A 12,510-nucleotide genomic window follows, 5' to 3' on the forward strand; every position below is an offset into this window, starting at 1 on the left:
CTGCGGCATCCCGGTCCTCGTCTATCGCTAGCCGGCCCGACGATCCGCCTCAATGGGCGGGTCCCGAGGCGAGCAAACGTACCACATGCCGGCCATGAAGCAGGTAGAACGCGCCCATGCACAGGATGGCGAGCGCCGCCATCCCCCAATACAGGTTGCGGTAGCCGATATGCGAGATGGCGAAGCCAAGGAGATAGGGGCCAAAGCCCAGACTGGCGTCCAGAAAAATGAAGAAAGTCGAGGTCGCCAGCCCCATGCGCTGCGGTGTGACCAGCTTGACGGCGACGGCGTAGAACGCCGACTGCAGATTGCCGAATCCCAGCCCGATCAATGCCGCGGCGGCTAAAAGCATTCCCGCCGTGTGAACGTTCGCGAGCAGAACCATGCCGACCGCGAGGAGCACGCAGCACGGCAGGACAACGACGTTCGAACCCTTCCGGTCCAACAGGCGGCCGGTCAACGGGCGAGAGCACAACACCACCGCCGAATACACGATGAAGAAGTAGCTCGCCGCCGTCACGAGATCGAGTTCGACCGCGTAGACATTGATGAAGGCCAGCACGCTCGCATAGCACAGCCCGGCGAAGAAGGTTACCACCGCGATCGGAATCGCGCGGCGCTCGAGCAGGCGGCCGAACGAGAACTCGAATCCACGGATTTCCCGGTGCGCAGCGTCGAGCTCGGGCACCCGCAGAAAGGTCGCCGCCAGCAGGCCGAGGCCCCCCACGGCCACGCAGGTGGCGAATATCCACTCGAAGCTCGCGTGCTGCAGCAGCCACAGGCCCAGGAAGGGTCCGATCGCCGACGATAGCGTCGTGCTGAGGCTGAAGTGGCCGATGCCCTCGGCCTTGCGGTCCGGCGGGATGATATGCGCCACCGCAGTACCGGCAGCCGTGCTGCCCACGCCCAACGCCACCCCGTGCAGGAAGCGCACCAGGATCAGCGTCGACACGGAATCGCTCAGGAAATACAGGCAGGTGGTGAGCGCAAAAGCCGCCGTACCGAAGATGAGGGTTTTCTTCCTGCCGATGACGTCGATGAGCTGGCCGATGACCAGCCGCCCCGACAGGGTACCGATGACGAAGATGCCGGCGACCAGACCGGCCTCGCTCAGCGAGGAACCGTATGCCTCGATGGCATACGCGCCGACCACGACGATCAGCATGTAGAAGACCAGGGCCAGAAAGAAGTTCACGCCCGCGACGATCAGGAAGTCGCGGGTCCACAGCGGTGACGATTTCATGTTGGGGAGGATCGGGATTGTTATTTGAGATTGCCGAGCAGCTGCCTGAAGACGGCGACCGTCTGTTCCAACGCACCGACGCCGATTCCGGCGGTGATGCGTTGCTCCAGCGCAGTGATCTTCACGCGGCACTCGGAATAGACGCGCTGCCCCTGCTCCGTCAGCGCAAGCGACTTCTCGCGCCGGTCGTTGCCCGGAACGCAGCTCAGATACCCCAGTTCCTCCAGACGCTGCACCCTGCGGGTAACGCCCGGCTTTTCGATGCCGTAGTACTGGGAAATCTCGACGAGCGAGGCGTGCTCGTGCTCGTGCTCATGCGCATAGAGCATCACCTGCCACAACGAGTAGGACAGCTCGTAGGGGTGGAGCAGCTGGTTCAGCGCCTGAATCAGGGGCCGATAGACAGACAGGTAAGACCTGAAGAATCCTTGCATCGGGCCGTATGATTGCCTTGATTAACCGTTAACCAGAGCAACTATATGACCGAACGGCGCATCGGTCAATCGGGCAGGCAGGAAGAATATCCTTCCGAAAAGACATCGTTGCGGAGCTGGTAATCTCACGTGTTCAGCCCCGGGTTGATAGTTGTGGCAGAGCCCTCGACCTCCGCGCGGCCGAGGGCGCCTTCGATTTTCCGCGGTACGCTCTATACGCGCGGGGCTTCAGGCTGCCCGCGCCACGATCGCATCGACCGGACAGACCTCCTTGCACTGCGGCGTGTCGTAGTGGCCTTCGCATTCGGTGCACTTGGCGGCGTCGATCACAAAGATTTCGCCCCCTGCCGTAATTGCCTCGTTCGGGCATTCAGGAATACACACGTCACAGGTGATGCAGTCGTCGATGATTTGCAGCGCCATTTGTCGATCTCCTCTTTGTTTTGGAAATGATTGTCTCTGATGGGGTTGGGGGTGCGCCCGATGGGCTCGCACCCCGCGCTGATCGCCGTCACAGCGCGAAATCGGCTTCCAGATCGGCCACCGCCGCCGCGCCCTTCGCCTCGGGCTGGTAAGCGGGGCGGTCGCCCTTGTACAGCACCTTGCCGACGTTGAAGCCGTCGTCGGTCATGAGCCGCCGCGCGGCGCGGGCGGCATCGTCGGTCACATCCACCACCGCGGTGCGCACCATGTGCTTCCATTCCTGCTGCTCGGGGCGGAAGGTCACGCACGGGCTGAGCACCTGCACCAGCGAGAAGCCCGGGTGGCGGATCGCCTGCGTGATGATGTCGGCGACGTTGTTGGGGTCGCTGCTCGAGCAGCGCGCGATGAAGTTCGCGCCGGCGGCGAGTGCCACGACCAGCGGATGGAAGGATTCAATACCCGCGCCGTCGGGGGTGAGCTTGCTGCCTTCCCAGTCCGGCTCGGTGGTCGGCGAGGCCTGGCCCTTGGTCATGCCGTAGACCTGGTTGTCCATGACGATGTAGGTGAGGTCTACGTTCCTGCGGCAGGCGTGCAGGAAGTGGTTGCCGCCGATCGAGAAGCCGTCGCCGTCGCCGCCCGTCACGAGCACCGTGAGGTCGGGACGTGCGATCTTCAGTCCCGTCGCCACCGGCAGCGCCCGGCCATGCACGCCGTGGAAGCCGTACACGCTGGTGTAGGCGGGGATGCGCGAGGAGCAGCCGATGCCCGATACCACCGCGACATTTTCCGGGGCGAGCTGCAGCGTGGCGAGCGCGCGCGTGATCGCGGCGAGCACCGAGTAGTCGCCGCAGCCCGGGCACCAGATGGGCTTGACGTCCGACTTGTAGTCCTTGGCGGTGTAGTCCCGCTGCTGTACACAGGCGTCCATGCTCAGCTCCACTGGGTGATGTGTTCGACGATGGCGCCGGGGCGAACCGCCAGCGGGCCGGGGTGATGCAGTGCCTTCACCTGGCGCGGCAGGTCGTACTGCGCGCGCAGGTAGCGGTGGAACTGCCCGCTGTGCGATTGCTCGACGACGAGCACGCGTTCGACACCCTTTAGTGCGTTCGCGAATTTCTCGGGCTGCACCGGGGAGATGAGGCGCACGGCGATGAGTTTTACGCGCTGGCCGGCGGCGCGCAGGCGCTCGAGCGCTTCGCGCGCGGGGCCGGCGCTCGACCCCCAGGTGAGGATCGCGGTGTCGGCGTCTTCGTCGCCGGTGATGTCGGCCCAGTGGTCGCCGTAGTTATAGCCCGTGAGTTTGCGCAGGCGCTTGTCGAGCTGCGCCTGGTGGTCGGAGGCTTGCGACGAGGGGGTGCCGGTTTCGTTGTGTTCGAGGCCGTCGGCGGTGTAGGTGTAGCCGGCCATGCCGGGGATGGCCATCGGCGAGACTCCCGAGGCGGTGTTGGCGTAGCGTTTGTAGTGCACGCCGGCTTCGAGGGCGGCGGGTTTCTCGCGCTGGCCGATGAAGCTGACCGCGGCCGAGCGCGGCATCACCGCGCGCGCCTGGCCCATCGCCTGGTCGGTGAGCACGATCGCGGCGGTCTGCAGGCTTTCGGCGAGATGCACGGCCCACTGCGTGGTGAACAGGCAGTCGGCGACCGAGGTGGGGGCGAGCACGAGGTGCGGGGCGTCGCCGTGCAGGCCGTACACGGCGATGTTGAGGTCGGCCTGTTCGGATTTCGTGGCGATGCCGGTCGAGGGGCCGACGCGCATGACGTCGATGACGACGATGGGCACTTCGGCGGCCACCGCGAGGCCGAGCGATTCGGTCATGAGGGCCAAGCCCGGGCCGGAGGTGGCGGTGAGCGAGGGCACGCCGCCGTAGGAGCCGCCGATGATCTGGTTGATGGAGGCGAGTTCGTCCTCGGCCTGCACGAGCACGCCGCCGACCTTGGGTAGCGCCGGCGCGAGCCATTCGAGCACTTCGGTCGCCGGGGTGATCGGGTAGGCGGCGACGAAGCGCACGCCGCCACGCAGCGCGCCCATGCCGGTGGCTTCGTTGCCGGTGATGCTCCAGCGCTCGCTGGTGGCCGGCGTGCCGGCGGGGAGCCTGGGTACCGCGGGGAAGTCGGCGGCGGCTTCGACGCCGGCGCGGAAGGCGGCGATGCTGGCGGCGATCGCCTCCTCGCCCTTGCGCTTCAGGGTGTCGCGCAGCACACCGAGGACGACGTCTTCGGTGAGGCCGATCATGCCCGCGATGGCGCCGAAGGCGACCATGTTGGGGCGCCCGTCGGGGACTGTCTTGGCCAGCGCCTTCATCGGCAGCGCGATCTGCTGCGCGCCGCTGCGCACGAATACTTCGGGGGTCTCGCCTTCGCCCGGATCGCCGATGATCAGGCTCTCGGCCCCTAGCGGGATCTCGGCAGCAAAGCGGCCGACGTTCTGCCAGTCGACGCCGACCAGCAGGTGGAAGCGGTCGTCATGCGAGGCGATCGGCTCGGTGCCGAGCCGGATCATTACCGCCGCTTCGCCGCCGCGGATCTGCGGGCCCGACGAGCGCGTCATGTACGCGTACCAGCCGGCGCGTGCCGCCGCCTCCAGCAGCAGGCTGCCCGCGGTCACCACCCCCGCCCCGCCGCTGCCTGCCATCACCAGTGAAACCGTCTGTCCGCCCATCCGACCCTCCGTCTGCGACGACTGGAACTGGCGCGTAGACCACGCGCCCCGATGAGCAAACTTTACCGATCGCATTGTTTCCTGTCAAATTGTTTGTCTTCCACTATTTTTATCAACGTTTGGACGGCATACTTGGGAGACCCAACGTTTTGTTTTTCCCCATATTCATTCCATGACACAAAAAAAACCGACGGACAAAAAAGGGCTCGACTTCGGCATGCTGCCCGGCCTGGCCGGCTACCAGCTGCGTCTCGCGCAGATCGCGATCTTCCGTGACTTTTCCGAAGGACTCGGCGAATTCGACGTCACCCCCGGCCTGTTCGGCATCCTCGTAATCATCGAGGCGAACTCCGGACTGAAACAAACCGAGCTCGCCCGCGCCGCCCACCTCGACCGCTCGACGGTCGTCTCCGTCATCGACAACCTCGAACGCCGCGGCCTCGTGGAGCGCCGGCCGGCCGAGAACGACCGCCGCTCGAACTCCCTCGTGCTCACAGCCGACGGCGTCGCCCTGCTGAAGAAGCTCAAGCGACGCGTGCAGGATCACGAAAAGCGGCTCGTCGAGCACCTCAACGAAGACGAACGCACGACGCTCGTGAGCCTGCTGCAGAAGATCTTCCCGGAACATCGGTGAGCGACACACAACGCGGAAACCCGCTTCACGGCGTCACGCTGGAAGCCATGCTGACCCGCCTGGTGGAACACTATGGCTGGGAGTCGCTGGGCGAGCACATTGCCATCCGCTGCTTCACGCATGAGCCCAGCATCCCTTCCAGCCTCAAGTTCCTAAGGCGCACGCCGTGGGCGCGCGAGAAGGTCGAGTCCCTATACCTTTACATGCTCCGTTCGCAGGCAAGGAATACGAAATGACCTACGAAGAACATCTGGATGAAGTCACGACCCTGATCACCGAGAAATACAACGTCGAAGACCAGGCCGCCATCGACATGGTGATGCGCGCCCAGGCGGACGATTTCTTCACGCTTCACGACGACGATCCGTCGATCTGCACGCTCGACCGCGCCCACGCCGACGCGCGGGCGGTCTACCAGAAATATCGCTGAGGAGAAGCACACGATGTCGCAGCATTCAGCCGCAATCGAATGGTCGCGCACCCCGCACGCGACCGACCCCAAGACCTACTCGCGCAACCACGTCAGCACCCTGGCAGGCGGCCAGAAGGTCAACATGTCCTCGTCCCCCGCCTTCCTCGGCGACCCGGACTGCGCCGACCCCGAGCAGATGGTGATCAGCGCGCTGGCGAGCTGCCACATGCTGTTCTTCCTCGCGATTGCCGACCTGAAGGGATTCCCGGTGGCCCGCTACACCGATACGCCCACCGGCGAGCTCGGCAAGACCGAGAAGGGGCAGGCCCTCACGCGCATCACGCTTTCCCCGCGCGTCACCTTCGTCGACAAGGCGCCCGACGCGGCCGCCCTCACCGCAATCCATGACAGCGCCCACAAGCGCTGCTTCATCGCGAACTCGCTCACCGCGGAGATCGTCCTCGACCTCGGCTGACCCCGCCACGGCCGCGCCGGGCAAGGCTCGCGATCTGTGCTATAGCGGAACCATCGACCTTCCCGGAGTCGAGGATGTCATTGCTGCGCTGTCTGGCTGCCGCCCTTGCCGCCCTTTCGCTGGCGCTGCCATCTGCCGCGCGTGCGGTCGAGCCCGCGCTGATCGAAGCGCTGCGCACGGGCGGCTACGTGCTCTACTTCAGGCATGCCCAGACGGACTGGACGCAGTCGGACCAATCGAAGGATGCCGGCTGGGCAAGCTGCGCCCCAACGCGCATGCGCCAGCTTTCGGCGGCCGGCCGCGAAACCGCGCGGCAGGTCGGTGAAGCACTGCGGCGGCTGAAGATTCCGGTCGGCCAAGTCCTCGCGAGCGAGTTCTGCCGCACGCAGGAAACCGCCCGATTGCTCGGACTTGGCGAGGTCGCCGTCACGCGCGCATTGATCAACGAGACCCACGCCGAGCATGCCGGCGGCACCGCCGCGCTGCGCGACGCCGCGAAGCGACTGATGGCCACCCCGCCGCCGAAGGGAACGAACACCGTGCTGGTCGCACATGGAAACGTGTTCAAGCTGGTCTCCGACCGGCGGCCGGTGGAGGCCGGCGCGGCAGTGCTGCGCCCGGACGGCCGCGGCGGCTTCGAGGTCGTCGCGCACGTGGCACCGGACGAGTGGATCCGGCTCGCCAACACGCAGTAAGGGCATTCGACGGAGGAGCGACGATGCGATGGAAAGCATGGACTGCAGCGCTGGCCTGTAGCGTCGCGCTGACTGCACACGCCGCACCGACAGTGACGACCGAGCGCTTCCGCGTACCGGAAGGCGCACACCCGCACGACATCGCGCCCGCCCCCGAATCAGGCGGGCCGGTGTGGTACACCGCCCAGCGTCAGGGCGCGCTCGGCGTCCTCGATCCCGCCACCGGCAAGACGCGCCACATCCCGCTCGGTCGCGGCTCCGCCCCGCATGGCGTGATCGTCGGCCCCGACGGCGCGCCGTGGATCACCGACAGCGGGCTCAACGCGATCGTCCGTGTCGATCCCAAGTCCTTCGAAGTCACGCGCTATCCGCTGCCGGAAAGCGGATATGCGAACCTCAACACCGCCGCCTTCGACGGCAAGGGCGTCCTGTGGTTCACCGGCCAGTCGGGCATCTACGGGCGGCTCGATCCCAAGACCGGCAACGTACAAGTCTTCGACGCCCCGCGCGGCCGCGGCCCCTACGGCATCGCCAGCACGCCCGGCGGCGAGATCTACTACGCCTCGCTCGCCGGCAGCCACATCGCGCGCATCGACACCGCCAGCGGCAAGGCCGAAGTCATCGAGCCGCCGACGCCGAACCAGGGCGCCCGGCGCGAGTGGTCCGACTCGTCAGGCAGGATCTGGGTCAGCGAGTGGCAGTCGGGCCAGTTGTCGCGATTCGACCCGAAGACGAAGGAATGGCGTGCATGGCGGATTCCGGGCGAAGGCCCGAAACCCTATGCGGTGTACGTCGACGAGCGCGACCATGTGTGGGTCAGCGACTTCGGCGCGAACGCTATGCACCGCTTCGACCCGGTGAGCGAACGCTTCGAATCCTTCCCCTCGCCCGAATCGAACGCCGCGATCCGCCAGATCCTCGGCCGGAAGGGTGAGGTGTGGGCGCCGGAATCCGGCACCGACCACCTCACCGTCTATCGCACGCAGTGAACGCCACAGGCCTCAGAACGGCACCACCAGCTTGAACCACGCCTTGTCGCCGCGGAAGCGGTTTTCGGCCTCGGTCTCGTGCTGCCACTGCGCGATGAACGTTGTGCCGCTCTTGTTCGTGTAGCTCACGCTCGGGCCGATCGCGAACACCTCGCCCTTGCGTCCGCGCGACCACACGCCCGGCACTTCCGGCAGCGTCTCGCCTTCCAGCTTGTCGTTCTCGGTCTGCTTCAGGTAGTAGCCGGAAAGCCCCATCGCCCACGGCCCGAAATGCTTGCCGACGAGGTAATCCATGTGGAATTCGTCGCCCGACTCGTAATCCATCTTGGGCATGCCCGGCGCGAGGCGGAAGTCCTTGTTCTTGCGCTTGATGTTGTACATGAACTTGCCCGACACCTCCCAGCCGTCGTCCGACAGCCAGGTCGCCGCGAAGATCGGCTCGAGGCTCCAGTAGTTCGCTCCGATGCTTTTCCTCGGTTCGCCTGACTTGTACTTTCCGGTCGGCATGTTGAGGTCGAGCGCGACTAACCAGTGCAGGTTCTTGGTGTGCCAGGCGATGATGAGCGGATTGAAGGTGATGTCCCCGAGCCCGGTCACCGTCTTGCTGTCACCGCCGAGCTTAACCTCCTGATGCACGAGGGGCACGATGAGGTGCATGCCCCAGTCGCCGCCCAGGACCTTCGTGTCGGTCATCTTGATGAAACGCAGTGCGTCGAACCACGCATCCACCGACGCGCCGGGTACCTTGTCGCCATCGCCGTCGCGCAGCTCGCCACGGTAGTGGCCGACGTAGTTGAGGAAATAATTCCCAGGCGGCGGCGCCGCGCCGGATAACCAGTTTTCGACGCCGTTCGGATACTGATCGCCGCCCTCCTTCGCGACGGCACTGCCGGTGGCGAGCATTGCGAGTGCGACTGCTGCGCTGATCTGTCTCATTTTCATCTTGTCTCCTCCCTGATTATTTCTGCAAATCCCGTCAAGTCATTGCACTCGTAGGGCGGAAAAGCCAAAGGCGCCTTCCGCCGCATGGTCAGCTCTGCACCGCCCTGTGGCGGAAGGCGCTGCGCTTTTCCGCCCTACGAGACGCCTTCCACTCTCGCTAGAACGGGAACTGCCGTTTCCCCATCTGCACGGTGATCCACTTGAGTTCGGTCATCTCGTCCATCGAGTGATGGCCGCCCTCGCGCCCCATGCCGCTGTCCTTGACCCCGCCAAAAGGCACGTGCGGCTCGTCCATGATCGAGGCGTCGTTGATGTGCACCATCCCCGCCTCCAGCCGCAGCGACAGGTCGAACGCCTTCTGCAGGTCGTTGGTGATGAGGCCGGACGACAGCCCGTAACACGAGTCGTTGGCGAGCCGCAGCGCCTCCTCGCTGTCCGCGGCGCGGATCACCGACACCGCCGGGCCGAAGCTCTCCTCGCGGAACACGACCATGTCGGGCGTCACGCCGGCGAGGATGGTCGGCTGGTAGAACGCCCCCTCGCTCTTGCCGCCCGACAACAGCTTCGCGCCCTTCGCGACCGCGTCGGCGACGTGGCGGTCGAGCACCGCGCACTGCTTGCGGTCGATCAGCGGCCCGATCACCGTGTGCGGATCGCGCGGATCGCCCACCTTGAAGCCGCTGATCTTGGTCGCGAGCTTGTCGCAGAAGGCATCGAAGATCGGCGCCTCGACGATCAGGCGCGAGTTCGCCATGCACACCTGCCCCTGGTGCAGGAAGATGCCGAAAGCCGCCGCATTCACCGCGTAATCGATGTCCGCGTCCTTCAGCACGATCAGCGGACTCTTGCCGCCGAGCTCCAGCGTGATTCGTTTGAAGTGCCGGCCGGCCTCCGCCGACAGCTCGCGCCCGACCTCGGTCGAGCCGGTGAAGGTGATCATGCGCACGCGCGGATCGGCGACGAACTTGTTGCCCAACACCGAGCCCTGCACCGGCACGACGTTCAGCACGCCCTTCGGCAACCCCGCCGCCTCGAAGATCTCGGCGATCTTCAATCCGGTCACCGGCGTATAGGTCGCAGGCTTCAGGATGAAGGTATTGCCCGCCGCGAGCGCCAGCGCCACCTTCTTCGTCGCGAGCAGGAAGGGGAAGTTGAACGGCGCGATGCCTGCGATGACGCCCAGCGGCCGGCGCACGCTCATCGAGAACACGCCGGGGCTGTCGGACGGCATCGTCTCGCCGGTGATGCGGCGGCACTCGCCCGCGGCGCTGCGCAGCAGATTGACGACGAAGGACGCCTCGAACATCGCCTTGCCGAAGGTCGAGCCGGCCTCGTCCATCAGCACGTCCGCGACCTCGGGAATGCGCTTCTGCAGCTCGTCCGCCGCGCGCAGCAGGATCGCCTCGCGCTCGTTGGCGAGCGTGTTGCCCCAGCTTTCGCGCGCACGGTAGGCCGCGGCGATCGCCCGCTCCAGGTCCGCGGCCGAGGCCTGATGCACGCGCCCCCACACCTCGCCGGTCGCCGGATTGATGTCGTCCAGGATCGTCTCGGTCGACGACGGCACCCACTCGCCGTCGATGAACAGCTTGTATTCCTTCATGCTTCCCCCTTACAGGCTGATGCCGCACCGTCCCGGCGCGATGATGTTGTTGGGGTCGAGCGCCTTCTTCAGGCGCTTCTCGACGTCGCGCTTCACCGGCCCGTAAGTCGCCGCGACCTTCTCCGCGAAGGCGGTGTTCGCGCGGTACATGCCGTAGCCTTCTTTCGCGAAGGTATGCAGCAGCTCGTCGTAGCACGCATACGCCTTCTCCATCTGCTCCGGATTCGAGCGGTCATAGAGCAGGTCGATCACGTGGTGCATGTCGCGCCAGCCGACGATGAACTCGCCGACGTAGTCGAAGCCATACTTGCCGAGGATGGTCTTGGCCATCTGCATCTGCTTGAGCGTCTCGGAACCCTTCGCCTGCGACACCGGCGCGAACCAGATCGAGCCGCCGCCCCCGCGCCAGTTGTACAGCCCGAACTCGCCCAGGTTGGGTTTGCCCTTCATCAGGTCGAAGCGGTACTCCAGCGCCTTGCTGCCCTTCGACGCCTCCTGCGTGATGATCTTGCCGCCCGTGCCGGCCGCCACGGCCTCGATGATCTTCCAGTTGGCGTCGTTGGTTTCCTTCGTGCCGTAGAGCCCCGCGTACACGTTCCACGCGCCGATGTTGTGGTCGGCCTGGATCTTCTTCACGGCGTCATCGGGAATCGCACCCGGCCCGGTGTAATAGTCCGCGCGCTTCACCGGCGTGCACGGCGCCTCCCACAGCGTGTGCGCGATCACCACCGCATTGGGGATCACCATCGCGATGCGCAGCGGACGCAGCGCCTCGACGATCTTGGTGATGTCGGTCTCGTTCGGGTACTGGATGCAGAAGGGGCGGAAATCCGGCGGTGCCGGCATCAACCACATCCCCATCTTTGTCACGACGCCGAAGTTCGACTGCGTGAAGATGCCATCCAGCGTCGGCCCGTAACCCCACTTGAACACCTGCCAGGTGTTCGAGTTCTCCATCGCCCCCATGCCGGTGCGCAGCACCTGCCCGTCCGCCAGCACCACCTCCATGCCGCACGAAAACATGAAGTGTTCGCCATACGGCGTGTAGCCGACGCCGCGGTCCACCATGTTGCCCACCGGCCCCGCGATCGCCGACGGCGCCGGGCACGAGAACCACAATGGGAGCTTGTGCTCCTGCAGATAGTCGTAAAGCTGCTGGTAAGTCACGCCCGGTTCGACCAGCGCCGTACACAGCTCGGGATCGACCTCGATGATGCGGTTCATGCGCCGCAGATCCATCACGATCTGCCCGCGCTGCACTGGCGCAGCGGAACCGTAGCCGAGGTTCTTGCCGGTCGAAATCGGATAGACCGGGACGCGGTACTTGTTCGCCACCTTCATGATGCGCTGGATCTGCTCGACGCCATCCGGCATCACCGAGGCCGACAGCTCGTGCTGCTCGTCCGGCACCGGCATCATGATCTTGCGATACGGCGCGAGCTTCTCCTCGTCGACCAGCACGTGCTCGTCGCCCACGATCGCCCGCATCTCGCGCACCGCCTTGTCGAACTCCGCCGCACTGATGCCCTTGGGCAGCGCCTTGCTCTTCGAACCCATTCGATTGTCTCCGTTGTATTTGTGTCTGCCGCGCACTGCGTCAGGTATTGATCGCGAAGGAAACCAGGCTCGCCGTACCCACACGGCGGTGGGTATCCATCACCAGCCCCGCCCCGCGTGCCGCGGCAATCTGCTGGAAGATCACCGCCGATGCGTCGTCCATCACCCCGATCACGCGCGCCCCCGCGGCACGGTCGAGGATCTCCGTGATGCCTGCATAGGTGCCGAGCTGCCGCGCATCCACCGCAACGGGGCTGGCCCCCACCCCCGCAGCAATCCCGCGCGCAATCGCCATCGCCTGCGGCAGGTCGCCCTGCGCGAGTAGCATCACGCCCCGCCGCTCGCCCGCCGGAAACGCCGAAACGTCCGCCAAGGCTGCCACCGGCGCCAGCCCCAGCGCTCCGCCCCCCGCCATGCCTTTCAGGAAGTTCCGCCTGTCCATGATCGG

At 65.7% G+C, this 12,510-nt stretch carries 14 protein-coding genes and 1 pseudogene; 6 read left to right on the top strand and 9 right to left on the bottom strand.

Translation table 11 applies throughout. From position 1 onward, the window contains the following. Window positions 1-49: 49 nt before the first annotated feature. The 5 genes and pseudogenes from AzCIB_RS14145 to AzCIB_RS14165 form a co-directional block, all read right to left on the bottom strand. Window positions 50-1,195 carry an MFS transporter gene (locus tag AzCIB_RS14145; RefSeq protein ID WP_232299227.1) on the bottom strand — a complete coding sequence of 382 codons (1,146 nt, stop codon included), beginning with the start codon at window positions 1,193-1,195 and terminating at the stop codon, window positions 50-52. A gap of 68 nt (window positions 1,196-1,263) precedes the next feature. Further along, the gene (locus AzCIB_RS14150) at window positions 1,264-1,677 is read right to left on the bottom strand and encodes a MarR family winged helix-turn-helix transcriptional regulator (protein ID WP_050416485.1); all 414 of its coding nucleotides are present in this window, start codon (window positions 1,675-1,677) and stop codon (window positions 1,264-1,266) included. Window positions 1,678-1,923: 246 nt separating this feature from the next. Then, window positions 1,924-2,100 (bottom strand): annotated as a pseudogene (locus AzCIB_RS14155) (YfhL family 4Fe-4S dicluster ferredoxin); the annotation flags it as partial. Between the two features lie 88 nt (window positions 2,101-2,188). Further along, complete coding sequence (locus AzCIB_RS14160; RefSeq protein WP_050416487.1) at window positions 2,189-3,028, bottom strand: 2-oxoacid:ferredoxin oxidoreductase subunit beta; 840 nt, start codon at window positions 3,026-3,028, stop codon at window positions 2,189-2,191. Window positions 3,029-3,030: 2 nt separating this feature from the next. After that, entirely contained in the window at window positions 3,031-4,758 is a 1,728-nt protein-coding gene (locus AzCIB_RS14165) for a 2-oxoacid:acceptor oxidoreductase subunit alpha (protein ID WP_083447025.1), read from the bottom strand. A gap of 172 nt (window positions 4,759-4,930) precedes the next feature. On the opposite strand from AzCIB_RS14165, the gene AzCIB_RS14170 reads away from it, so the two are divergent. From AzCIB_RS14170 to AzCIB_RS14195, 6 genes are all read left to right on the top strand, one after another. Beyond that, complete coding sequence (locus AzCIB_RS14170; RefSeq protein ID WP_050416488.1) at window positions 4,931-5,392, top strand: MarR family winged helix-turn-helix transcriptional regulator; 462 nt, start codon at window positions 4,931-4,933, stop codon at window positions 5,390-5,392. Next, window positions 5,389-5,628: a VF530 family protein gene (locus AzCIB_RS14175; RefSeq protein WP_050416489.1), complete on the top strand. Its 240-nt coding sequence runs from the start codon at window positions 5,389-5,391 to the stop codon at window positions 5,626-5,628. Before AzCIB_RS14170 ends, AzCIB_RS14175 begins: the two co-directional genes overlap by 4 nt. Beyond that, the gene (locus AzCIB_RS14180) at window positions 5,625-5,822 is read left to right on the top strand and encodes a hypothetical protein (protein WP_018990247.1); all 198 of its coding nucleotides are present in this window, start codon (window positions 5,625-5,627) and stop codon (window positions 5,820-5,822) included. Before AzCIB_RS14175 ends, AzCIB_RS14180 begins: the two co-directional genes overlap by 4 nt. Window positions 5,823-5,835: 13 nt before the next feature. Then, entirely contained in the window at window positions 5,836-6,279 is a 444-nt protein-coding gene (locus AzCIB_RS14185) for an OsmC family protein (RefSeq protein WP_050416490.1), read from the top strand. Between the two features lie 74 nt (window positions 6,280-6,353). Beyond that, on the top strand, window positions 6,354-6,974 hold the full coding sequence (locus AzCIB_RS14190) for a histidine phosphatase family protein (RefSeq protein ID WP_050416491.1): 621 nt from the start codon (window positions 6,354-6,356) through the stop codon (window positions 6,972-6,974). Between the two features lie 23 nt (window positions 6,975-6,997). Further along, on the top strand, window positions 6,998-7,963 hold the full coding sequence (locus AzCIB_RS14195) for a Vgb family protein (RefSeq protein ID WP_050416492.1): 966 nt from the start codon (window positions 6,998-7,000) through the stop codon (window positions 7,961-7,963). Between the two features lie 12 nt (window positions 7,964-7,975). Here AzCIB_RS14195 and AzCIB_RS14200 read toward each other — a convergent pair whose 3' ends face one another. The 4 genes from AzCIB_RS14200 to AzCIB_RS14215 all read right to left on the bottom strand — a co-directional run bounded on the left by AzCIB_RS14200 (window position 7,976) and on the right by AzCIB_RS14215 (window position 12,504). After that, window positions 7,976-8,905, bottom strand: a complete 930-nt coding sequence (locus AzCIB_RS14200) for a SphA family protein (RefSeq protein WP_050416493.1) — start codon at window positions 8,903-8,905, stop codon at window positions 7,976-7,978. A 157-nt stretch (window positions 8,906-9,062) separates the two neighbouring features. Next, the gene (locus AzCIB_RS14205; RefSeq protein ID WP_050416494.1) at window positions 9,063-10,505 is read right to left on the bottom strand and encodes an aldehyde dehydrogenase family protein; all 1,443 of its coding nucleotides are present in this window, start codon (window positions 10,503-10,505) and stop codon (window positions 9,063-9,065) included. A 9-nt stretch (window positions 10,506-10,514) separates the two neighbouring features. After that, window positions 10,515-12,062 carry an FAD-binding oxidoreductase gene (locus AzCIB_RS14210; protein WP_050416495.1) on the bottom strand — a complete coding sequence of 516 codons (1,548 nt, stop codon included), beginning with the start codon at window positions 12,060-12,062 and terminating at the stop codon, window positions 10,515-10,517. Between the two features lie 40 nt (window positions 12,063-12,102). After that, window positions 12,103-12,504 carry a twin-arginine translocation signal domain-containing protein gene (locus AzCIB_RS14215; RefSeq protein WP_050416496.1) on the bottom strand — a complete coding sequence of 134 codons (402 nt, stop codon included), beginning with the start codon at window positions 12,502-12,504 and terminating at the stop codon, window positions 12,103-12,105. Window positions 12,505-12,510: the final 6 nt, after the last annotated feature.

This window comes from Azoarcus sp. CIB, assembly GCF_001190925.1.
Lineage (GTDB): Bacteria > Pseudomonadota > Gammaproteobacteria > Burkholderiales > Rhodocyclaceae > Aromatoleum.

Excerpts from the sequence above, each read along its gene's own strand:
- AzCIB_RS14150 (WP_050416485.1), bottom strand. The coding sequence starts at position 1,677 with ATGCAAGGATTCTTCAGGTCTTACCTGTCTGTCTATCGGCCCCTGATT.
- AzCIB_RS14160 (WP_050416487.1), bottom strand. The coding sequence starts at position 3,028 with ATGGACGCCTGTGTACAGCAGCGGGACTACACCGCCAAGGACTACAAG.
- AzCIB_RS14165 (WP_083447025.1), bottom strand. The coding sequence starts at position 4,758 with ATGGGCGGACAGACGGTTTCACTGGTGATGGCAGGCAGCGGCGGGGCG.
- AzCIB_RS14170 (WP_050416488.1), top strand. The coding sequence starts at position 4,931 with ATGACACAAAAAAAACCGACGGACAAAAAAGGGCTCGACTTCGGCATG.
- AzCIB_RS14180 (WP_018990247.1), top strand. The coding sequence starts at position 5,625 with ATGACCTACGAAGAACATCTGGATGAAGTCACGACCCTGATCACCGAG.
- AzCIB_RS14185 (WP_050416490.1), top strand. The coding sequence starts at position 5,836 with ATGTCGCAGCATTCAGCCGCAATCGAATGGTCGCGCACCCCGCACGCG.
- AzCIB_RS14190 (WP_050416491.1), top strand. The coding sequence starts at position 6,354 with ATGTCATTGCTGCGCTGTCTGGCTGCCGCCCTTGCCGCCCTTTCGCTG.
- AzCIB_RS14195 (WP_050416492.1), top strand. The coding sequence starts at position 6,998 with ATGCGATGGAAAGCATGGACTGCAGCGCTGGCCTGTAGCGTCGCGCTG.
- AzCIB_RS14200 (WP_050416493.1), bottom strand. The coding sequence starts at position 8,905 with ATGAAAATGAGACAGATCAGCGCAGCAGTCGCACTCGCAATGCTCGCC.
- AzCIB_RS14205 (WP_050416494.1), bottom strand. The coding sequence starts at position 10,505 with ATGAAGGAATACAAGCTGTTCATCGACGGCGAGTGGGTGCCGTCGTCG.
- AzCIB_RS14210 (WP_050416495.1), bottom strand. The coding sequence starts at position 12,062 with ATGGGTTCGAAGAGCAAGGCGCTGCCCAAGGGCATCAGTGCGGCGGAG.
- AzCIB_RS14215 (WP_050416496.1), bottom strand. The coding sequence starts at position 12,504 with ATGGACAGGCGGAACTTCCTGAAAGGCATGGCGGGGGGCGGAGCGCTG.